This window comes from Ruegeria arenilitoris, from assembly GCF_013030985.1.
Taxonomy (GTDB): Bacteria; Pseudomonadota; Alphaproteobacteria; order Rhodobacterales; family Rhodobacteraceae; genus Ruegeria; species Ruegeria arenilitoris_B.
This window is the reverse complement of sequence record NZ_WPYP01000008.1, coordinates 42,855-63,854: the sequence shown is the minus strand read 5'-3', so window position 1 is coordinate 63,854 and position 21,000 is coordinate 42,855. Positions and strand designations below refer to the sequence as shown.

The 21,000-nt window shown below is 60.4% G+C and carries 23 protein-coding genes; 14 read left to right on the top strand and 9 right to left on the bottom strand.

Annotated elements, in window-relative coordinates:
- Window positions 1–41 precede the first annotated feature (41 nt).
- The 6 genes from lnt to miaB form a co-directional block, all read right to left on the bottom strand.
- Window positions 42–1,538 carry an apolipoprotein N-acyltransferase gene (gene lnt / locus GOX88_RS16060; RefSeq protein ID WP_170403926.1) on the bottom strand — a complete coding sequence of 499 codons (1,497 nt, stop codon included), beginning with the start codon at window positions 1,536–1,538 and terminating at the stop codon, window positions 42–44.
- Window positions 1,535–2,422: a hemolysin family protein gene (locus GOX88_RS16055; protein ID WP_170403923.1), complete on the bottom strand. Its 888-nt coding sequence runs from the start codon at window positions 2,420–2,422 to the stop codon at window positions 1,535–1,537. Before GOX88_RS16055 ends, lnt begins: the two co-directional genes overlap by 4 nt.
- Window positions 2,423–2,457: 35 nt before the next feature.
- Window positions 2,458–2,952, bottom strand: a complete 495-nt coding sequence (ybeY, locus tag GOX88_RS16050; protein ID WP_170403920.1) for an rRNA maturation RNase YbeY — start codon at window positions 2,950–2,952, stop codon at window positions 2,458–2,460.
- 33 nt (window positions 2,953–2,985) lie between these two features.
- Complete coding sequence (locus tag GOX88_RS16045) at window positions 2,986–4,008, bottom strand: PhoH family protein (RefSeq protein WP_170404493.1); 1,023 nt, start codon at window positions 4,006–4,008, stop codon at window positions 2,986–2,988.
- Window positions 4,009–4,151: 143 nt separating this feature from the next.
- Window positions 4,152–4,856, bottom strand: a complete 705-nt coding sequence (locus GOX88_RS16040) for an outer membrane protein (RefSeq protein ID WP_367647778.1) — start codon at window positions 4,854–4,856, stop codon at window positions 4,152–4,154.
- Window positions 4,857–5,099: 243 nt separating this feature from the next.
- Entirely contained in the window at window positions 5,100–6,419 is a 1,320-nt protein-coding gene (gene miaB / locus GOX88_RS16035) for a tRNA (N6-isopentenyl adenosine(37)-C2)-methylthiotransferase MiaB (RefSeq protein ID WP_170403917.1), read from the bottom strand.
- A gap of 120 nt (window positions 6,420–6,539) precedes the next feature.
- On the opposite strand from miaB, the gene GOX88_RS16030 reads away from it, so the two are divergent.
- Window positions 6,540–7,403 (top strand): hypothetical protein, encoded by an 864-nt coding sequence (locus GOX88_RS16030; protein ID WP_170403914.1) that lies wholly within the window; start codon window positions 6,540–6,542, stop codon window positions 7,401–7,403.
- 2 nt (window positions 7,404–7,405) lie between these two features.
- Here the strand turns inward: GOX88_RS16030 and GOX88_RS16025 are convergent, their stop codons facing one another.
- A complete protein-coding gene (locus GOX88_RS16025; RefSeq protein ID WP_170403911.1) occupies window positions 7,406–8,203 on the bottom strand; it encodes a phytanoyl-CoA dioxygenase family protein in 798 nt (265 codons plus the stop codon).
- Between the two features lie 87 nt (window positions 8,204–8,290).
- Between GOX88_RS16025 and GOX88_RS16020 the strand changes: the two genes are divergently transcribed.
- Entirely contained in the window at window positions 8,291–9,181 is an 891-nt protein-coding gene (locus GOX88_RS16020) for a LysR family transcriptional regulator (RefSeq protein ID WP_170403908.1), read from the top strand.
- A gap of 2 nt (window positions 9,182–9,183) precedes the next feature.
- Here GOX88_RS16020 and irrA read toward each other — a convergent pair whose 3' ends face one another.
- On the bottom strand, window positions 9,184–9,600 hold the full coding sequence (gene irrA / locus GOX88_RS16015) for an iron response transcriptional regulator IrrA (RefSeq protein WP_170403906.1): 417 nt from the start codon (window positions 9,598–9,600) through the stop codon (window positions 9,184–9,186).
- A 188-nt stretch (window positions 9,601–9,788) separates the two neighbouring features.
- Between irrA and fabA the strand changes: the two genes are divergently transcribed.
- The 4 genes from fabA to GOX88_RS15995 are packed head-to-tail and all read left to right on the top strand — an operon-like array spanning window position 9,789 to window position 12,601.
- Window positions 9,789–10,298 (top strand): bifunctional 3-hydroxydecanoyl-ACP dehydratase/trans-2-decenoyl-ACP isomerase, encoded by a 510-nt coding sequence (fabA, locus tag GOX88_RS16010; RefSeq protein WP_142639419.1) that lies wholly within the window; start codon window positions 9,789–9,791, stop codon window positions 10,296–10,298.
- Window positions 10,299–10,329: 31 nt separating this feature from the next.
- A complete protein-coding gene (gene fabB, locus GOX88_RS16005) occupies window positions 10,330–11,559 on the top strand; it encodes a beta-ketoacyl-ACP synthase I (protein WP_170403903.1) in 1,230 nt (409 codons plus the stop codon).
- Window positions 11,560–11,564: 5 nt separating this feature from the next.
- A complete protein-coding gene (locus GOX88_RS16000) occupies window positions 11,565–12,356 on the top strand; it encodes an enoyl-ACP reductase FabI (RefSeq protein ID WP_170403902.1) in 792 nt (263 codons plus the stop codon).
- A 59-nt stretch (window positions 12,357–12,415) separates the two neighbouring features.
- A complete protein-coding gene (locus GOX88_RS15995; RefSeq protein ID WP_170403899.1) occupies window positions 12,416–12,601 on the top strand; it encodes a hypothetical protein in 186 nt (61 codons plus the stop codon).
- A gap of 23 nt (window positions 12,602–12,624) precedes the next feature.
- Here the strand turns inward: GOX88_RS15995 and GOX88_RS15990 are convergent, their stop codons facing one another.
- Entirely contained in the window at window positions 12,625–13,053 is a 429-nt protein-coding gene (locus GOX88_RS15990; RefSeq protein ID WP_170403896.1) for an FKBP-type peptidyl-prolyl cis-trans isomerase, read from the bottom strand.
- Window positions 13,054–13,180: 127 nt separating this feature from the next.
- On the opposite strand from GOX88_RS15990, the gene GOX88_RS15985 reads away from it, so the two are divergent.
- The 8 genes from GOX88_RS15985 (at window position 13,181) to GOX88_RS15950 (ending at window position 20,934) form a co-directional block, all read left to right on the top strand.
- Window positions 13,181–13,867, top strand: coding sequence for a haloacid dehalogenase type II (locus tag GOX88_RS15985; RefSeq protein WP_170403893.1), 687 nt, complete (start codon window positions 13,181–13,183; stop codon window positions 13,865–13,867).
- Window positions 13,867–14,694 (top strand): alpha/beta fold hydrolase, encoded by an 828-nt coding sequence (locus GOX88_RS15980; protein WP_170403890.1) that lies wholly within the window; start codon window positions 13,867–13,869, stop codon window positions 14,692–14,694. The genes GOX88_RS15985 and GOX88_RS15980 overlap by 1 nt, the downstream gene beginning before the upstream one ends.
- The gene (locus GOX88_RS15975; RefSeq protein WP_170403888.1) at window positions 14,691–15,665 is read left to right on the top strand and encodes a threonine ammonia-lyase; all 975 of its coding nucleotides are present in this window, start codon (window positions 14,691–14,693) and stop codon (window positions 15,663–15,665) included. Before GOX88_RS15980 ends, GOX88_RS15975 begins: the two co-directional genes overlap by 4 nt.
- Window positions 15,666–15,723: 58 nt before the next feature.
- Entirely contained in the window at window positions 15,724–16,512 is a 789-nt protein-coding gene (gene pcaD, locus GOX88_RS15970) for a 3-oxoadipate enol-lactonase (protein ID WP_170403885.1), read from the top strand.
- A 12-nt stretch (window positions 16,513–16,524) separates the two neighbouring features.
- Window positions 16,525–17,247, top strand: a complete 723-nt coding sequence (locus GOX88_RS15965; protein WP_170403882.1) for an alpha/beta fold hydrolase — start codon at window positions 16,525–16,527, stop codon at window positions 17,245–17,247.
- A gap of 71 nt (window positions 17,248–17,318) precedes the next feature.
- Entirely contained in the window at window positions 17,319–18,518 is a 1,200-nt protein-coding gene (locus GOX88_RS15960) for a TCR/Tet family MFS transporter (protein ID WP_170403880.1), read from the top strand.
- A gap of 82 nt (window positions 18,519–18,600) precedes the next feature.
- Entirely contained in the window at window positions 18,601–19,695 is a 1,095-nt protein-coding gene (locus GOX88_RS15955) for a Zn-dependent alcohol dehydrogenase (protein ID WP_170403877.1), read from the top strand.
- 6 nt (window positions 19,696–19,701) lie between these two features.
- The gene (locus tag GOX88_RS15950) at window positions 19,702–20,934 is read left to right on the top strand and encodes a mandelate racemase/muconate lactonizing enzyme family protein (protein ID WP_170403874.1); all 1,233 of its coding nucleotides are present in this window, start codon (window positions 19,702–19,704) and stop codon (window positions 20,932–20,934) included.
- Window positions 20,935–21,000 lie beyond the last annotated feature (66 nt).

Here is a 21,000-nt window from a genome sequence, read left to right as displayed (position 1 = left end):
GCGAGGGCATACGCCCACAACTTCACAGGGTCAATCGCTATTTATGCGTGTTCCCGCCGGACGTTGCGCCAAAGCAGCGCAAACACAACCGCCAGCAGGGCAAAGATCGGAATATCGCCGATCCAGGCATATACGGTCTGGGTCAGCGGCGCTGGTAATTTTGCATCCACAAAACCCGCCTGCCCCAGGGCCAACGAGTCCACAATGCGCCCCAGCGGATCAATCATCGCCGACACCCCTGTATTGGCCGAACGCATCATCGGCAGGCCCTGCTCGATCGCGCGCATCTGGGCCTGTGCCAGATGCTGATAAGGCCCGGACCGTGTGCCGAACCAGGCATCATTGGTGATCTGCAGCAGAAAATCGGCCCGACCCGGCGCGGACAGGACATCCTGCGTGAACACGGCCTCGTAACAGATCAGCGGCAGCGCCTTGCCCAGCTTTCCCGCGTCCATCAAGGCAGCCCCCGGACCCGAGCTAAAGCCATGACCGGCGGTTGTTGCCATCCCGTGAATCCCGAACCTCGCCATCAGGTTTCCAAACGGAACGTATTCTCCGAACGGCGCAAGGTGGTGCTTGTCATACAAGCCCTGCTGCTGGCCCTGCTCGTCCAGATAGATCATCGAGTTGTAGATTTGCGGCCCGTCACCCCGTTGAATGCCCAGAAACACCGGCACGCCCTGTGCTGCATCGGCAACCGCGTACAGATAGGGCTGTGCACTGCCCAGCCATGCGGGTATCGAGGTTTCCGGCCAGACGATCATGTCCGGTCGGGGTTGCGCGGCCGTGAACTCGATCTGGCGCGCAAAGAACAAGGGTGCGTAGTCCGGGTCCCATTTCTGATGCTGGGGGGCGTTGGGCTGGATCAGGCGTACGGTGTGATCGGTCTCGGTGACAGTCGGACGGGTGGCCGCATAACCCAACACCAGACAGGCTGTGCCAATCGTCAGGCCCAGCGGCAGCGCAAACCCCCTGCGTTGCGCCAGCGCCGCGCCCAAGGGTAGCGTTGCCAGCAAGGTCAAAGCTCCCAAACCATAGGGTCCGAACAGGGACAGTAGCTGCGCCACCGGGGTATCGACCCAAATCTGCGCCAAACCCGCCCAGGGGAAGCCCGTCAATACATAACCCCGGGCGAATTCCGCCAGAGACACGGCCACGGCAAGGAAAACCGCCTGCTTGACGGCGCCTTCACCCGGTTGCCTCGCAACCCAAAAAGCAAGCGCCCAGAACAGGGCTAACCCGCCTGCCATGAAGATCAGGGCAAAGGGCGCCATCCAGGCGTGGCGCTCGGCGTCAACGAAAAACGGCTCAATTATCCAACTGAGACCGTGGGCGAAGTATCCGGTGGCAAAGGCCCAGCCCAACCACGCGGCCCGACCCCGCGTTTCCGTCGACAGATACAGAGGGGCAAGCAGCAGCAGCCCAACCAGAGTCGCCGCCCAAATGCCAACCGGCGCGAGGCCAAAGGCCGCCAGCGCGCCCAGCAGGGCCGACAGCACGAACCTCAACCAAAACGGCCAACCCCGCGATGGGTTCATGCAGCAAGATCCGGCAACATGACACGCAGCCGCTTGATCCGGCGCGGGTCGGCGTCGATCACCTCGAATTCCGGGCCTTCAGGGTGCAGAACAACCTCACCCCGTGCGGGCACGCGGCCCGACAGCATGAAGACCAATCCGCCCAGAGTGTCGATCTCTTCCTCGTCCACATCCTCGTGACTGGTCAGCGAGCGCCCGATCTCGGCCTCGAACTCCTCAAGCGGCACACGGGCCTGAACGATATAGCAGCCGGGTTTTTCCTGCACCCAAAGCTGATCTTCGTCGGCATCGTGTTCGTCGGCAATCTCACCAACCACCTGTTCGATCAGGTCTTCGATGGTCAGCAACCCGTCAACACCGCCGTATTCGTCGATCACCAGCGCCATGTGACGGCGTTCCGTCTGCATCTTGGTCAACAGCACGCCAATCGGCATCGACGGCGGTACGAACAGCAAGGTCCGCAGCATCGAGACCAGATCGAACTCGGTGCCCCTACCATTGAACCCGTGGGTCAGCGCGAAATCCTTGAGGTGGACGAATCCCAGTGGCGTATCCAGCGTGCCCTCATAGACCGGTATCCGCGACAACCCGCTGTCACGGAACACCTGCGCCAGTTCATCTTTGGTGATGGTGGACGGGACCGAGATGATCTCGGCCGTCGGGATGGCCACGTCCTCGACCCGCATCCGCCGCAGGTTGATCATCCCGCGCGGCTGCGCCTTGTCGGTCTCGTGCCCGTTGGCTACGTGGACCTCATCCTCGTCCTGAGGCGAAAACGCGTCCACTATTCGAGAAAAAAAACCGGCTTTCTCTCTGACATTGTCACCGCCGCTCTTCGGTTGCGCGCCCTGCGCCGCCATAGAACTGCCGTCTGTATCGCCCATGATCCTGTTCCAATTAATCGGCCCTGATGGCCCGTCTACGCATTATATGGGTCATCGAGACCCAGTTTGCCAAGTATATCGACCTCGACCGCTTCCATCAAATCGGCGTCTGCGTCGTGGATGTGATCGTATCCCAGCAAATGTAACGTTCCGTGAATGATCAGATGCGTGACGTGATCATCCATGGGTTTGCCAGCCTCGGCCGCCTCACGCGCGCAGGTGTCGTACGAGATCGCGATATCCCCCAGCGCGATTTCGCCGGTGAAGTCCGGCTCGGGCGGCAGCGGCGATTGGCCCGGTTGGTCGGGCGCCAACTCCTCGGCGGGCCAGCTGAGCACGTTGGTCGGGGTGGGTTTTTCCCGGAACTCCGCATTCAGCTCGGCGATCCGGGGGTCGTCACAGGCCAGTACGCTGATTTCGCACAGATCAGCGTCCAGATCGCAATGATCCAGAACTGCCTGTATGGCCCGCACGGCCAATGGCTCCAGCCCCTGCCAGCGCCCGTCTTCAATCGTCAGTTCCAGGTTCATGCTATCCTGTCCAAAGCCTGCGGCCCCGGACGATTACCCCGTCTCGCGGCCTGCGTCGGCCTCATACGCTTCGATAATGGCGGCGACAAGCGGGTGGCGCACCACATCTTTCGAGGTGAAGTAGTTGAAGCTGATATTCGGAATCGTCTTCAGCAGTCGCTCTGCATCCTTCAGCCCGGATTGAACACCGCGCGGTAGGTCCACCTGCGATCGGTCACCGGTGATGACCATGCGACTGCCTTCGCCAAGACGGGTCAGGAACATCTTCATCTGCATGGTCGTGGCGTTCTGCGCCTCATCCAGCACGACAAAGGCGTTGGCCAGCGTCCGCCCACGCATGAACGCCAGCGGAGCTATTTCGATTCGCTTTTCCTCGATCAGCTTGGCCAGTTGCTTGCCGGGCAGGAAATCGTTCAGCGCATCATAAAGCGGCTGCATGTAAGGATCGACCTTATCCTTCATGTCCCCCGGCAGATAGCCCAGCTTTTCACCAGCCTCGACGGCTGGACGGCTGAGGATGATCCGGTCCACATGCCCGCCGATGAACATCGATACGCCAACAGCCACCGCCAGATAGGTCTTACCGGTGCCCGCAGGCCCGATTCCAAAGGCCAGTTCGTTGTTGAACAGCGACTGGACGTACGCCTTTTGCGCATCCGTGCGTGGCTCGACCAGCTTTTTGCGGGTTTTGATCTCAACGGTGCCGCCTTTGAACATCTCAAGCTGGTCACCGTCGCGGCTGCCTGTTCCTGTCTCGGAACCGCCCATCCGAAGCTCGCGATCCACGTCGGCGGCCTCTACGTCACGACCGCCTTCAAGACGGGTGTAAAGCGCCTGCAGCACCTCAATGGCCTGTTTCTGCGAATCCTCGTCGCCCATGACAACCAACTGGTTGCCGCGCCGGACAATCTGGACGGACAGCTTTTGTTCGATTTCGGTCAGATTGCGGTCGTACTCACCGCACAAATCAATCAACAACCGATTGTCAGGGAATTCAACAAACGCCTCGCGCTGGGGCATGTCATCTTGCGGCGGGGTCAGGGCACCGATGGCCAATCCGTTCTCCTGTCTTGGCGTTTCACCCTGAGCGTAGACAACAAGTCTCGGTGGGCGCAAGCCACAGTTTCAAATTTTCCGAAACGGATGGCAAAACCGCCGAAGAGTGCCCCATGCGACGCCACCAACGATGGGATGGGAAGTCAAAATGTGTAGTTCAACCCAAACCGCAGACCGCGATAGCGCGGCGTGGACTTCGTTGAAAACCCATTGCTGAATTCGACCCGGCCCGAGTCGAATTGGACATATTCATACTCACCCGTGATTGACCAGTTCTCGCTCAGGCTGTGCTCGACACCGATGCTCGCCGAAAACCCGTCCCGATTTCCACTGTCTTCAAATAATTGCGTCGTGGTCCCGGAAGTCAGGCTGCTTGTGGTTTTGACGTCACCTTGCACGTATCCGACCGTCACAAAATACAAAACCGTACCGCTTTGGTTGGTCAGACCGTTGCGAAACCGAACCGACAGGATATCCGAGATCTCGGACGAACCGGTGATTGAGACACTGCCAATGTCGGTCATGACGTCGTCATCAAGCCCACTGAAATCATACCCTAGCTCGAACCCGTAGACATAGTCGCGTCCGCCCATGGCGGGAAGAACACCACGCCAGCCCCCGCGGACACCGCCATAGTTGCCGTTCAGGTCCAGCTCTCCGACCTCAAAGGTACCACCCGGGGTCGTCAGGCCGAATCGGTCGGTGCCGCTTGTTGCGTAACCACCACTCAGGCCCAGATAAAAGGCACTGACATCACTGCCGAAACGTTTCGGGCTGGCGACCGGAGGATCCGTTACGCCCTGTTCCAGATTGCCCGCAACAGTTGCGCTGGAAAAAAGGGAAAGCACCAGTGCCGACGAAAAAACACTCCGGCGGCTTGATCCTAAGAAACGTGTTCGAATTTCCACTCGTAACCTCCATCGTCCCAACCCGATAGCCGGACCGGCACAGAACTGGATTCTCAGGGGCGCAACGTGCTAGACCCTGAAAAAATCTGGCCTTTTTCGGAACATAGTTCTTGGCAGTGAATCAAGGGTTAAATTTTGAAACAAGTGCTGACTATGGTTTTCTGACAGCACTCGCCGATCAGGTCAGATCATTGCCCCCGCCAGTGAATTTGCGCCCGATCCGGTGATCTGAACATCTCTTAGCTCACCGACAGCAACATCGGTGTCGGATACGTGAACAGAGTGCAAATATTCTGATTTTCCAACCATTTGCCCCGGCAGGCGACCCGCTTTTTCGAACAGAACGCTGACTTTGTGGCCAACCATCGCGTCCTGAATTTCGCGCTGATGCTGTGTGATCAGAGCCTGCAGACGCTGCAAACGGTCATCTGCCGCCGTGGCGTCAACTTGCGGCCGCTCAGCTGCCGGCGTGCCCGGGCGCGTCGAGTATTTGAAGGAATAGGCATAGCCGTATTTGACTTCTTCCACCAAATCCAGCGTGGCCTGGAAGTCCTCTTCGGTTTCCTCGGGGAAGCCGACGATAAAGTCACCCGACATCATGATATCGGGCCGCGCGGCACGGATACGCTCGACCAGACGCAGATAGCTTTCCGCCGTGTGACTGCGGTTCATCCGCTTGAGGATTTTGTCCGATCCCGACTGCACCGGTAAGTGCAGATACGGCATCAGCTTTTCGCAGGTTCCATGCGCTTCGATCAGGTCATCGGCCATGTCATTGGGGTGCGAGGTGGTAAAGCGGATGCGTTCCAGTCCGTCGACCTTGTTCAGCTCCCAGATCAGACCGGCCAGCGTCATGTCGCCGTTCGGACCCGAGCCATGATAGGCGTTCACGTTCTGACCCAGCAGTGTGATCTCGCGCACGCCGCGTTCGACCAGATCATGGGCTTCGCGGATGATGCGATCCGCCGGACGGCTGACTTCAGCGCCACGGGTATAGGGCACCACGCAGAAGGCGCAGAACTTGTCGCAACCCTCCTGCACGGTCAGAAACGCCGTCGGGCCGCGCTTGGCTTTGGGGCGGTTCTTGAGCTTTTCGAACTTGTCTTCCTCGGGGAAATCCGTGTCCAGTGCCTTGGCCCCCTCGCGCGTCTTTGCCTCCATCTCGGGCAGACGGTGATAGCTTTGCGGCCCCACCACCAGATCGACCAGAGGCTGACGGCGCATGATCTCTTCACCTTCGGCCTGTGCCACACAACCCGCCACGCCAATCTTCAGATCGGGTTTTTCCGCTTTCAGACCCTTGAACCGACCAAGCTCGGAATAGACCTTTTCGGCGGCTTTTTCCCGGATATGACAGGTGTTCAGCAGAATCATATCCGCGTCATCTGGGCTTTGGGTTTCGACATAGCCCTGCCCGCCCAGCGTCTCGGACATGCGCTCGCTGTCATAGACGTTCATCTGGCAACCATAGGTTTTGATGTACAGCTTTTTGGGTTCTGACATGGATATGGCCTTTGCATTCGCGGGATCGGCGTCATCTATACCTTACGAACGCCGCTTGCAATGCCGGGGCGGATACCCGATTTTGGCCGAAGATTCCAGCAAAGTGGAACCGGACAGGCAATGCAATACGACTCACTCGACGTTTTCCTGAACGCAGGCAAATCGGCGCTGACCAAAGGCCCGGTCGCACTGATCTTTGCCGAGGACATGGTCGAGATCGACAGCACGATCCGGCATCATCTGCATCTGGGGTTCAAATCCGTGATCGCCTTCATGCCGCAGGATTTTGCGCTGGACCCCGAGTTGTCCGAACGCATCCACCGCGTCACCCTGACCTGCGTGCCCAGCGCAGTTGTCTTCGACACCATCAACAGAATCATACAGGCCGCGCCCGGCATCTGGATGTATTACTGCTATAACGCCGAATACCTGTTCTTTCCGTTTTGCGAGACGCGAACGGTGGGCGAATTGCTGGCCTTCCACGCCGAAGAACGCCGCGACGCCATGCTGAGCCATGTGGTCGACCTCTACGCCGATGATCTGAACGCCTTCCCGAACGGAGTCGCTCCGGACCGCGCGATGCTGGACAGCACCGGTTATTATGCACACACCCGCCACGACGCCGAAGGCCATCCGGTCGAGCGGCAGTTGGACATGTCGGGCGGCCTGCGCTGGCGGTTCGAGGATCACATTCCATACGAACGCCGCCGTATCGACCGTATCGCCCTGTTCAAATCCGGCAAGGGTCTGCAATTGCGCCCCGATCACACCTTCAACGAACCGGAGTACAACACCTATTCCTGCCCGTGGCATCACAATATGACGGCAGCCGTGTGCTCATTCCGCGCTGCCAAGGCGTTGAAAAGCAATGCCGGGTCCACCTTCGACATCCCGAGCTTTTGCTGGCGCAACTCGGTTCCATTCCAGTGGACCTCTGGTCAATTGCTCGATCTGGGGCTGATCGAATCGGGCCAGTGGTTCTGACCCTAGCGCCGTAGCAGCACCGGGAACCAATCTTCGCGTAAGCGCTGGCCGGGGGTCATGTCGTGGCCTGGAAACGGCGGTGAGGTCCGGCCCGGACGTTCCACATACCGTGCATCATCCCCTACCAGACGCAGCGAAAAGGCCCGGCGGCGGCTGTCGGAGTTGTTGCCGCGTGCACCGTGCAAAGTGCGATAGTTGAAGGCCACCGCGTCGCCCGGCTCCATCTCGAATTCCACGACCCTCATGCCCTCGGCATCCGGGTCCGGGACGGGAATGTACTGACCCTCGTCCGGGAAATACCCCTCTTCCGAAACCCAGCGGGTCGGCAGAACCTCTTTCTCCCACCGGTGCGAGCCGGCCACGCAGCGCAGCGTCGCCTGTTTCACCGGGTCCAGCGGCGACCAGAAACTGATGGTCTGCTGCCCTTCGACAAAATAATATGGGCCGTCCTGATGCCACGGGGTCGCCATTGAGGTGCCCGGCTCCTTGACCAGTACGTGGTCGTGGAACATTTGAACGGTCTGCGATTGCATCAGATCCGCCGCAACCTCGGCCGCCGGAGAGTTTTCGATCACCTCCCGGAACTGATCAATCCGCGACCAGTTGCAATAATCGTCAAAGAACAGGCCGGTCTCGCCCTGCTTCTTGTTGTCGGACGCATAAGGCCCCGGCTCGGCCATGTTCGCGGCAACGCCATCGCGCAAGGCCTCGACGTGATCGGCAAACAGCCCTTTGATCAGGACAACTCCGTCCTGCTGATAGGCGTCGATCATCTCTTGCGTGACCAGAGGGTGCGTCATGTCTGTCTCCGTGTCGTAGGGTTGGGTGATCTGCACATGGGAAAGCCCTCTGTTCAAGTCATATCTTTCAAAGATACACTTAACTTCATGTTATATATCTCGCTGCGCCAATACGAATATGTCTGTGCCATCGGACGGCATGGCAGCCTGTCCGCCGCGGCGCAGCACCTGAATGTCTCGCAACCGGCGCTGTCCAACGCCCTGACCCGGGTCGAGGAACAACTGGGCTATCCCCTGTTCGCCCGTCGGCGCGGTGCTGCGATGGCGTTGACCCCGCAGGGGCGCAGCTTCATTGAAGAGGCCGAGGCGCTGCTTGCCAGCGCCGCACGGTTGGAAAACGCGGCCGAAAGCGGCACGGGCAAGGCGCGCTTGCGGCTGGGCTGTTTCGTCGATCTGGCCCCGTTTCTGCTGGCTCGCGCCCTGCGACAGTTGCGCGCCGAGATGCCGGATGTGGCGATGTCCTACCGGGTGGACAGTTTCGAGGGCCTGATTTCCGGCCTGATCGACGGGCGGATCGACCTCGCGCTGACCTATGGGCTGAGTATGGACGCGACGTTCACTCGACACACCTTGTTCACCAGCTCTCCGCGCGCACTTTTGTCGCCGGATCACCCTTTGGCCACAAACAGTCAGGTTTCCCTGCAGGACCTGGCCGCACACCCGCTGATCCTGTCCGAGGAAGGTCTGTCCGCCCAGCATGTGCTGGGGCTGTTTCGTCAGATCGGAGAAAGCCCGACAGTGGCCCACCGCGCCGCCTCGCTGGAGATTCAGCGCAGCCTTGCAGCCCATAATGAGGGCGTCGCGATCAGCTATGCCAATCCGCCTGCCCAGGTCAGCTATGACGGAATGCCGCTTCTGACCCTGCCGGTCACGGACCCGTTCGCAGCCGAACCCGTGGTGCTGGCTCGACACGGCACGGGCCCCACGGACGCGCAGATAGCGGCCGCCGAGCGAGCACTGAAAGGACTGGTGACGTGAGGTTACTTCTTCCGCAGACGGATCACGACATCGACGGACGCGATCTCAACCCCTTCGGGGGCGTCGGGCAGGCGCTGAATCACCAACTGTTCTGAGGGTGCATCGCTCAGCCGGCTTTCGTCTTCCCAGTAGAAATGGGGGTGATCATGGGTATTGGTGTCGAAATAGCTTTTCGACCCGTCCACCGTGATTTCCTGCAGAACACCGGCCTCACAAAACGCGCGCAGCGTGTTGTAGACGGTTGCAAGAGACACAGCATCGCCGTTCTTTTTTGCCGATTCAAACAGGCTTTCTGCCGTTACATGGCGGTGGCGGCCATCGCCGACCAGCAATTCAGCCAAAGCCATACGCTGACGCGTCGGACGCAATCCTGCGTCGACCAACCAATTCGTGGCTCTGCTCTGGCTCTGAGGTGTCATGAATCCGAAACCCGTTTGTTGCTGATCTATATATAAGTACTCAGGTCAGGTAATTTCAAATGAAATTCATTCGCAAAGAATGTCCAGAACACAACATGATGTGGGCGACCGCTCTTGCAGGACCTTGCATACGGGTGCTAGGTGAGGCCAGATTAGAGAAACGGACCCCTGGCAGGAGAGGCGGCAGAATGGCCCAATTCCCGAGCAGCTTTGACAAGGACGATCTGCTGAAATGCGCCCGAGGCGAATTATTCGGCCCCGGTAATGCGCAGTTGCCTGCCCCGCCGATGCTGATGATGGATCGGATCACCGAAATCTCGGCCGATGGCGGCGCGCATGGAAAAGGTCACATTCTGGCCGAGTTCGATATCACCCCGGACCTTTGGTTCTTTGACTGCCATTTCCCCGGCAACCCGATCATGCCCGGTTGTCTGGGACTGGACGGACTGTGGCAGTTGACAGGCTTCAACCTGGGCTGGCGCGGCTGGCAGGGGCGCGGCATGGCCGTGGGTGTGGGTGAGGTCAAACTGACCGGCATGGTACGCCCGGACCGCAAGATGCTGACCTATAAAATCGATTTCAAAAAGGCGATCCAGACACGCCGCCTGACCATGGGTGTGGCGGATGGTATCGTCGAAGCGGACGGCGAAATGATCTACGACGTCAAAGACATGAAAGTCGTTCTGTCCGAAGCCTAAGCCGGACCGGCCTGAAATAAGGAGCACGCACATGCGTCGAGTAGTTGTCACCGGTCTGGGGGTTGTGTCCTCCATCGGGAACAATGCCGAAGAGGTTCTGGCCTCGCTGAAAGCCGGTAAATCCGGCATCGAGGCCAATGAACAGATGGTCGAACATGGCTTTCGCAGCCAGATCGCCGGAACGCTCAAGATCGATCCGGCCGAGCATGTGGACAAGCGGACGCTGCGCTTCATGGGGCCCGGTGCCGCCTATGCTCATATCGCGATGAGCCAGGCGATTGCCGATTCTGGCCTGACGGAAGATCAGGTTGTAAACCCGCGCACCGGTCTGGTTGCCGGGTCCGGTGGCCCCTCGACCAGTGCGATGCTGACGGCGCATCAGACCGTGCTGAAAACCGGCGCCACCAAACGGATCGGACCGTTTGCGGTTCCGAAATGCATGTGCTCGACGATATCCGCGAACCTTGCGACCGCGTTCAAGATCAAGGGCATCAACTACTCGATCACCTCGGCCTGCTCGACCTCGCTGCACTGTATCGGCAATGCGGCAGAGCAGATCATGCTGGGCAAGCAGGACGTTATGTTTGCCGGTGGCGGCGAGGAATTGGACTGGACCCTGTCCTGCCTGTTCGACGCGATGGGCGCGATGTCCTCGAAATACAACGACACGCCGGAAAAAGCCTCGCGCGCGTTTGATCAGGATCGCGATGGGTTCGTGATCTCGGGCGGCGGCGGCATCGTCGTACTGGAGGATTTGGACCACGCGCTGGCGCGCGGTGCCAAGATTTACGCCGAGGTCACCGGCTATGCCGCCACTTCGGATGGCCACGACATGGTGGCCCCGTCGGGTGAAGGCGGTGAACGCGCGATGCGTCTGGCGCTGGCGACGCTGCCCGAAGGCCGCAAGGTCGATTATATCAACGCCCACGGTACCTCGACCCCAGTCGGCGACGTGGGTGAGGTTGAAGCCGTCCGCCGCATCTTTGGCGAGGGCTACGTGCCGCCGATTTCTTCGACCAAGTCGATGACCGGCCACGCACAGGGTGCCGCTGGTGCGCTGGAAGCCATCTTCTGTCTGCTGATGCTGGACAATGACTTTATTACTCCGTCGATCAACGTCGACACACTTGCCGAAGGCATCCTGCCCGGTGAAATTGCAACTCAAGTAGTTGAAAACGCAGGTCTGGACAGTGTCATGACCAACAGCTTCGGCTTTGGCGGCACAAACGGGTCCATGGTTCTGTCAAAATATAACGGGTGAACATGATGTCGGATCTTCTCAAGGGCAAACGCGGCCTGATTATGGGCGTGGCCAACGACCGCTCGATTGCTTGGGGCATTGCCAAGGCGATGCACGAGGCAGGCGCGGAACTGGCTTTCACCTATCAGGGTGAAGCATTCGGCAAACGCCTTGAGCCGCTGGCTCAAAGCCTTGGCAGCGACTTCATGGTGGATGCCGATGTCACTGATGACGAGTCGCTGGACCGCGCGTTCAGCGAGCTGGGCGCACGCTGGCCGACGATAGACTTCGTGGTCCACGCCATCGCCTATTCGGACAAGTCAGAACTGACCGGTCGGTTCCTGAACACCACGCGGGCGAATTTCAAACACTCGATGGATGTGTCGGCCTATTCCTTTATCGAGGTTGCGCGCCGCGCCTATCCGCTGATGAAGGACAATGGCGGTACTCTGTTGACGCTGACCTATCAGGGGTCGAACCGGGTTGTGCCGAACTACAACGTCATGGGTGTGGCCAAGGCCGCGCTGGAATCGGCAACGCGCTATCTGGCAAACGACCTTGGCCCCGAAGGCATCCGCGTCAACGCCATCTCGCCTGGCCCGATGAAGACGCTTGCGGGCGCGGCCATCGGCGGCGCACGCAGGACCTACAAGTTCTGCGATCAGAACGCGCCGATGCGCTCGAACGCGACGTTGGAGGCCGTTGGCGGCACCGCCGTTTACCTTGCATCCGAAGCCGGGGCCTGCACCTCGGGTGAGATCATCAAAGTCGATGGCGGCTTCCACGTTCTGGGAATGCCACAGCCCGATCACATGTGACCCGATCTTTCCCTGCCCGCGCCAAGATTTGACCATCTTTCGCGGGCACGGATAGCGGCATGAGCAAAGCAGAACAAATCCTCTCGAACACCTCTCGGGCTTCCCGGCGCAAACAGGGTTTTCTGGGGCAACGCGGCCGTTTCGCGTTGCTGAGCCTGACCGTGCTGCTGCTGCTGTTTGTGTTCTTCACACAACCAGATGTGCGCGCAGCCCTTACATCATGGACCAGCCTGATTTCAGGCTGATCCTTCACACTGACCTTCTGTGTTCAGTTGACTGAAACGACTTCGATTTCAAAAATCAGGTCCTGACCGGCCAGCGGATGATTTGCGTCCAGCGTGACGGTCGCTTCGTCTGAATCCACCACGGTCACCGGCACCGCCTGCCCGTCCGGCGTCTGCATCTGCAGCTGAGTGCCGGGCTCCAGCGGGATGTCGTCCGGGATGCCTTCACGCGGGATCTGCTGGCGCGCGGCAGGGTTGATCGGGCCATAGGCGTCCACGCAGGCGATCTCGACCCGCTTTTTCTCCCCCACCGTAAGACCGGGCATTGCCGTATCCAGCCCGGGGATGATCTGACCTGACCCGACCACGAACTCCAGCGGATCGCGCCCTTCGGAACTGTCGAACACGTTGCCGTCCAACAGCGTACCTGTGTAGTGGATGCGAACGGTGTCGCCTTGTTTGATCTCGGTCATGGGTGGCCTCCGGCCGTTAGGGGTTTAAGCGGCCAAGCCTAGGGTGTGACACGGCATTGTAAACCCTTCCCCCTTTTGCGCTTGCAACTCTTGTGCCAACCTGCGCGCGACCAAGGGAGGGGTACTGATGCCGATCACCACCTGCGTTTTTGACGCTTATGGCACGCTGTTCGATGTCGCCGCCGCCGCACGACAGGCGGCTGGCGAGCCGGGGTTCGAGAAACTGCAGCAGAAATGGCCCGAACTGGCCAATCACTGGCGGTTGAAACAGCTGCAATACACGTGGCTGCGCGCGATCACCGACGCCCATGCCGATTTCTGGGATGTGACGCAAGACGGGCTGGACTGGGCGCTTGAGGCCTCCGGGCTGAAGGGCGACCCAACCCTCCGACAGCGCCTGCTGGACCTGTATTGGGAGTTGCAGGCTTACCCCGAGGTGCCCAAAATGCTGGCCGATCTGAAAGCCGGAGGGCTGAACACCGCGATCCTGTCCAATGGGTCACTGCCCATGCTGGATGGCGCGGTGCAATCGGCAGGGATCGGCGACGCACTGGACGATGTACTGTCGGTCGAAAGCGTCGGCGTCTTCAAACCCCATTCCAGTGTCTATGATCTGGTACAGCAAAGGTTTGGCGGAGATCGCGAAGAGGTGCTGTTTGTCAGCTCGAATGGCTGGGACGCTGCGGGTGCCAGCGGCTATGGTTTCGTGACCGCCTGGGTCAATCGGGCAAAAGAACCGATGGACCGCTTGCCATGGACACCAGCGCATGTACTGTCCGACCTGACGACGATCCCTCAACTGGCTGGACTTTAATGGCTTTCTTCACAACTTCCGATGACAGGCGCCTCTACTATACCGACACCGGGTCCGGGATCCCGGTATTGTGCCTGGCCGGGCTGACCCGCAACAGCCGGGATATCTCATTCCTTGCGCCGCATATCACCGATCTGCGGATGATCACGATGGATTACCGCGGGCGCGGGCAGTCGGAGTTCGACCCGGATTTCATGAACTACAATGTTCTGCGTGAATCCCATGACGCGATTGAATTGCTGGATCATCTGGGGCTGGATCGCGTGGCCGTTCTGGGCACCTCACGCGGTGGTCTGATTGCGATGGCTCTGGCAGCCAGCCACCCCGAGCGCCTTTCCGCCGTGGTGCTGACCGATGTGGGGCCGGTGATCGAAACCTCGGGCATGGCCAAGATTATGGAATACGTCGGTCGGCAGCCGGTGGCGAAAACCTATGACGAAGCCGCTCAAACCCTGCAGCAGGTGATGGATCCGCAATTCCCCGGCGTCCCCCTCAGCCGGTGGCGGCAACAGGCCGAGGTTCAGTACGAGCAAACCGAGGACGGCTTGGCCCTGCGCTATGATCCCGCCTTGCGCAAGGCCCTGCTGGATCAGGCCGCTGCCGGGGCCATCCCGGATATGTGGATGTTCTTCGAGGCGTTGCGCGACATCTCCACCGGCGTCATTCGGGGCGTGAACTCGGACGTTCTGGGCAAGGATACGCTGACCGAAATGCACAAACGCCATCCCGGTCTTATCTCTGTAGAAGTTCCGGATCGCGGGCATGTTCCGTTTCTGGATGAACCGCAGTCACTGGACCTTATCCGCAAGGTATTGGACGCCGCATGAGCACGCTGCAAATGATCGAAGCCGCCGCCGCACGGCTGAAGGGCCACGTTCGGGAAACACCCCTGCTGACATCGCCCTTTCTGGACGAACTGGCCGGGCGCCGGGTGCTGGTGAAGCCCGAATGCCTGCAACATACAGGCAGCTTCAAGTTTCGCGGCGCGTGGTCCGCAATCTCGGCTTTAGACGAGGCGGACCGGAAACGCGGCGTGATCGCCTTTTCCTCGGGCAACCATGCTCAGGGTGTGGCCTATGCCGCCGCGCTGCACGGGATTGCTTCGGTGATTGTCATGCCCTCGGATGCGCCGCAGCTGAAGATCAACAATACCCGCGCGCTGGGGGGAGAGGTGGTTCTGTACGACCGCGCCAATGAAAGCCGCGAAGAGATTGGCGAGGCGTTGGCGGCAGAACGCGGCCTGACCTTGATCCGCCCTTATGACGAACCGCAGGTGATTGCTGGTCAGGGAACCACCGGGTTAGAGCTTGCCAGACAGGCCGCCGAGATGGGCGTAGAACAGGCCGATGTGCTGGTCTGCTGCGGCGGGGGTGGGCTAACCTCGGGCATTGCGCTGGCACTGGAGGCTCATGCGCCCGGCCTGCGCGCCCGCCCGTGTGAGCCCGAGGGGTTCGATGATGTCAAACGCTCGCTGGCAACCGGCCAGATTCAAAGCAACAACGCCGCTTCGGGGAATATCTGTGACGCGATCCTGACGCCACAGCCGGGCCAGATCACCTTTCCGATCCTGAACCGCCTGTGCGGGCCGGGCTTGTCGGTCACCGAAGAAGAGGCAATGCGGGCCATGGCGCAGGCGTTCCTGCGACTGAAGCTGGTATTGGAACCGGGGGGTGCCGTGTCACTTGCCTCGGCCCTGTTTCGCCGTGACGAAATCGAAGGCGATGCGGTGATCGTTGTGGCCTCGGGGGGCAATACGGACCCTGAAGTCTTTGGAAAAGCACTGGAATTCCTGACCTGACATGGATCAATGATTGGGTCACTGTGACGGCTTAACGTATGGCGACGGGGATTGAGTCATGCATATCTTGGATCTTGGTGAAGTGCAGTTGCACTATCGGGTCGATGGTGATCCAGATGGTGCGCCGATTGTTTTTGCCAACTCGCTGGGCACCGATCTGCGTCTTTGGGATGCGATGCTGCCCCATCTACCCGCTGGGCTGCGGATCATCCGCTATGACAAGCGCGGGCACGGGCTGTCCTCGCAGCCCCCTGCCCCCTATTCCATGGGTGCGCTGGTACGCGATGCCGAGGCGCTGCTGGATCATCTGAACGTGCGGGATGGCGTCTTTGTCGGCCTCTCGATCGGCGGGCTGATCGCGCAGGGTCTGGCGGTGAAGCGGATGGATCAGGTCCGCGCGCTGGTGCTGTCGAACACCGCTGCCAAGATCGGCATCCCCTCGATCTGGCAGGATCGGATGGACGCTGTGCGTCAGGGCGGCATCGAAGCCCTGGCCGATGCGACGATGGAACGGTGGTTTTCGAAGAAATTCCGCGCCTCGCCCGATCATCTGCTGTGGCGCAACATGATGGTGCGGCAGCCGGTCGACGGGTATCTGGGCTGTTGCGCCGCAATCTCGGGCACCGATTTCTATACCCCCACCAGCGGCCTGCGCCTACCCACGCTCGGCATTGCCGGCAGCGAGGATGGCTCGACCCCGCCGGATCTGGTGCGTGAAACCATCGACCTGATCCCCGGCTCGAAATTCGAACTTATACGCCGGGCCGGTCACCTGCCCTGCGTCGAACAACCGGCGGAATACGCGGCCCTGCTGCGGGACTTCCTGACCGACATCGGACATATTTGAAGGAGCGTGACAATGGCAGATTTTCTGTTGGTCCATGGATCATGTCACGGCGCATGGTGCTGGCGCGATCTGGCCCCTGCTCTTGTGGCCTTGGGCCATTCGGTGCGCGCAATTGATCTACCCAGCCACGGGTCCGACCCGACGCTGATTGCCGACGTCACGCTGGAGGGCTGCCGGGATGCGGTGCTGTCGGCCTCGACCCCGCAGACGGTTATCGTCGGCCACTCGTGGGGCGGCTACCCCATCAGCGCGGCCGCCGAAGCGGACCCGAACGCCATGCGCGCGCTGATCTACCTGTGCGCCTATGTTCCACGGGATGGTCTGTCCATGGTTGAAATGCGCAGACGCGCACCCCGGCAATTGATCGTCGATTCGGTCGAGAAATCCACTGACGGCCTGTCCTACACAGTCAGGCCAGAAAAAGTACACGACCTCTTCTACCACGATTGCCCGCCAGAGATTATACCCTTTGCCTTCGCGCGCCTGTGCCCGCAGGCGATTGCCCCGCAGGAAACCCCTCTGCCGCTATCCGACAATTTCGCGCGCGTTCCCAAGGCCTATATACGCGCCACGGATGACCACACGATCCCGACGGAATACGAAGAAGAAATGAGCCATGTCGCCCCCGAGAATTTGCGCGCGACAATCAACAGCTCTCATTCTCCGTTCTTCGCCCAGCCGCGCCACCTGGCCGAAATCCTGGATGATCTGGAACAAAAGCTGCCAGCTGCATAACCCCGCGTCACAGACACTTCACAGGTGAACCAAGCGTGATAGGGTCCGGGCAAAACTCGCGAATGGGTGCCATGCGTCTGCCTTTTCTCTTCGTTCTCGGCACGGTCATGATCGACGCCATGGGCATCGGTCTGGTGTTGCCGATCATGCCCGACCTGATTGTCGAGGTTCAGGGCGGCACCCTGGCCGATGCGGCGATCTGGGGCGGTGTCCTCAGCACCGCTTTCGCCGCGATGCAGTTTGTGTTCGGTCCAATTCTGGGGAACCTGTCCGACGCCTATGGTCGCCGCACGGTTCTGTTGGTGTCGCTGTTCGTGATGTCGCTGGACTATGTGGTGATGGCCATTGCAGGCAGCATCTGGCTTTTGCTGGCAGGTCGTATCATCGGAGGTATCACGGCGGCCACCCATGCCACCGCCGCCGCGTTCATGGCAGATGTGTCGAAACCGCACGAGAAGGCCGCGAATTTCGGCCTGCTGGGCGCGGCCTTCGGGGTTGGTTTCGTGCTTGGGCCGGTAATCGGCGGGCTACTGAGCGAATACGGCACCCGCGCCCCTTTCTGGGCCGCCGCCGCGCTGTCGGCCCTGACATTTATGGCCGGTCTGCTGGTGATGCCCGAAACAGTCACCGACAAAACCCGCCGGGCTTTCAGCCTGCGCCGCGCCAATCCGGTGAACTCGCTGCGGGCCATTGCCGCGCTGCCCGGCATCCGCCCGATGCTATGGGTTTATTTCCTCTATTCGGTATCGATCTATGTCTACCCTGCGATCTGGGCCTATTTCACCACCGAGCGTTTCGGCTGGTCGCCGCAGATGATCGGCCTGTCGCTGGGTGTCTACGGCATCGGCATGGCCGCTGTTCAGGGGGGGCTGATCCGACCGGCAACGCGATACTTGGGTGAGCGGGTCACGATCATCTACGGTATGGCCTTCGAGGTCGTCAGCTTTCTGCTTCTGGCCTTTCTGACCAACGGCTTTATCGCCCTGATGCTGATCCCGATCACCGCAGTCGGCGCGGTGGTGACCCCCGCACTGCAGGCCCTCACGTCCCGCGCCACGCCGGATTCACAGCAGGGCGAGTTGCAGGGTGTGCTGACCTCGCTGCATGCGCTGTCGATGGTGATTTCGCCACTAGTGATGACCAGCGTATTCGCCCATTTCGCCAAACCCGAGGCGGCGATCTATCTGCCCGGTGCACCCTTCCTGCTGGCATTGCTTTTGATGGTCGTCGGATTTGCATTGTTTTTGCGATCACGCCCTGTCGCGGCGTAACAACGACACCCGGATGACGGTTTCCGTCTTGCAGCCTGCATGTTCCCGCGCCACCGTGGACCAAAGGGAGTGAGGAACAAGAATGCAAACCATCAAAGCCGCCGTCTGCCGGGCGTTCAACGAACCTTTGGTCATCGAAGACATCCAGATTGCGCCGCCCGGCACCGGAGAGGTCGAGGTGACGCTAGATGCGGTGGCGATCTGCCATTCGGACATTACCTATGCCAGCGGCGCATGGGGTGGACATTTGCCTGCCGTCTACGGGCACGAGGCCGCTGGTGTAATCACTGCGACCGGAGACTCGGTCGGCGGTTTTCAGGTGGGCGATGCGGTCGTGGTCACCCTGATCCGCGCCTGCGGGTCCTGCCCGTCTTGCGCAGGTGGCCAGCCAACGATCTGCGAAACTCCTTATGACTCGGTCAACGGCCCGCTGCGCACGGCAGATGGTGGTCCCCTGGATCAGGCAATGGCCTGCGGGGCCTTTGCCGAAAAGGTTGTAGTCAGCCACCGGCAGATCGTGAAAATCCCCGAATCCATGCCGAAAGATGTAGCCAGCCTGCTGTCCTGTGGCGTCATCACCGGGGTCGGCGCGGCGGTCAATGCGGCCAAGCTTCGCCCCGGTCAGGACGTGGTGGTCATCGGTGCGGGCGGTGTCGGCCTGAACGCCATTCAAGGCGCGCGCTTAGCCGGTGCGCGGCGTATTGTGGCGGTAGACATGACCGAAGAAAAACTGGAGATCGCCAAGGAGTTCGGCGCGACACATGGCGTGCTGGCCCACCTCAAACAACCCTGGAAGGCTGCTTTCAAAGCATTGGGCGGGCGCGGCGCGGATGCAGTGCTGATCACCGTTGGCGCCATCCCGGCCTACGATCAGGCCCCGCGCTATTTGGGCCGAGGGGGCAAAGCCATCATGATCGGCATGCCACATTCCGGCGACATGTCTACATATGAACCCGTTGTTCTGGCTGCGCTGGGACAGGGCGTGGTCGGGTCGAAAATGGGCGATGTGGTCATTCAGCGCGATATTCCGTGGATGATCGACCTCTATAAACAGGGGCGGCTGAAACTGGACGAGCTGATCTCGGGCCGTTGGTCTCTGGATCAGATCAACGAGGCGATCGAGGACACCAAGACCGGATCGGCCAAGCGCAACGTGATCCTGTTCGATAGGGGGTAACGGCGGATGAAACTGCAAGACCTAGACATCATCGTCACTGCGCCACCCGCACCAGGCTGGGGCGGGCGCTATTGGATACTGGTAAAAGTTACCACCGATACCGGGGTAACCGGATGGGGCGAATGCTATGCCTCTTCGGTCGGCCCCGAGGCGATGCGGCACGTAATCCGCGACGTGTTCGAACGGCATATGCTGGGTGAAAACCCCGAGAATATCGAGCTGATGTTCCGCCGCGCCTATTCCAGCGGGTTCACCCAGCGCCCGGACCTGACCGTGATGGGCGCGTTTTCGGGGCTTGAGATCGCCTGTTGGGACATTCTGGGCAAGGATCGCGACCGTCCGGTCTATGCCCTGCTGGGCGGACTGATGAACCAGCGTATCCGCGGCTATACTTACCTCTACCCCCTGCCGCAGCATAACTTGACGGATTTCTGGACCTCACCCGATCAGGCCGGGGAATGCGCGGCAGAGATGTTGCGGCGCGGGTTCACGGCGGTGAAGTTCGACCCCGCTGGCCCCTACACCATTCGTGGCGGACACATGCCTGCGATGTCCGATATCTCGATGTCGGTCGCCTTCTGCAAAGCGATCCGAGAGGCCGTGGGCGACAAGGCCGATCTGCTGTTCGGCACGCACGGCCAGTTCAACACAGCGGGCGCGATCCGGCTGGGTCAGGCGTTGGAGCCGTATTCCCCGCTGTGGTTCGAAGAACCCACCCCGCCTGACATGATCGAGGACATGGCAAGGGTCGCACGCAACGTCCGCATCCCCGTCGCCACCGGCGAACGCATGACCACAAAGGCCGAGTTCGGGGCCGTCCTGCGTGCAGGAGCCGCGGAAATCCTGCAACCAGCCTTGGGCCGCGCAGGCGGCATTTGGGAAATGAAGAAAGTCGCTGCCATGGCCGAGGTGTTCAATGCGCAGATGGCCCCGCATCTTTACGCAGGGCCGGTCGAGTGGGCCGCCAATATCCACCTTGCCGCGTCGATCCCGAACCTTCTGTTGTTGGAGACCATCGAAACCCCCTTCCACGACGCCCTGATCAAAGGCTCACTGCGCGTGGACGAGGGATTTGTGACCGCCCCAACCGCGCCTGGTCTGGGGATTGAAGTGGATGAAGACCTGGCCCGCGCCCATCCCTACACCGGCGATGGCCTACACCTGCAAATGCAGGAAGAACCCTGCGACTATGTCAACGGAAACGCCTTTCAGGGCGGCGCGCCTGCAACCGAGGGGTGACAAGCAAACCCGATCTGGGGCATATTGCGCCAACCCCATCTCGAAACAGGCCGCGCGTGACCATCA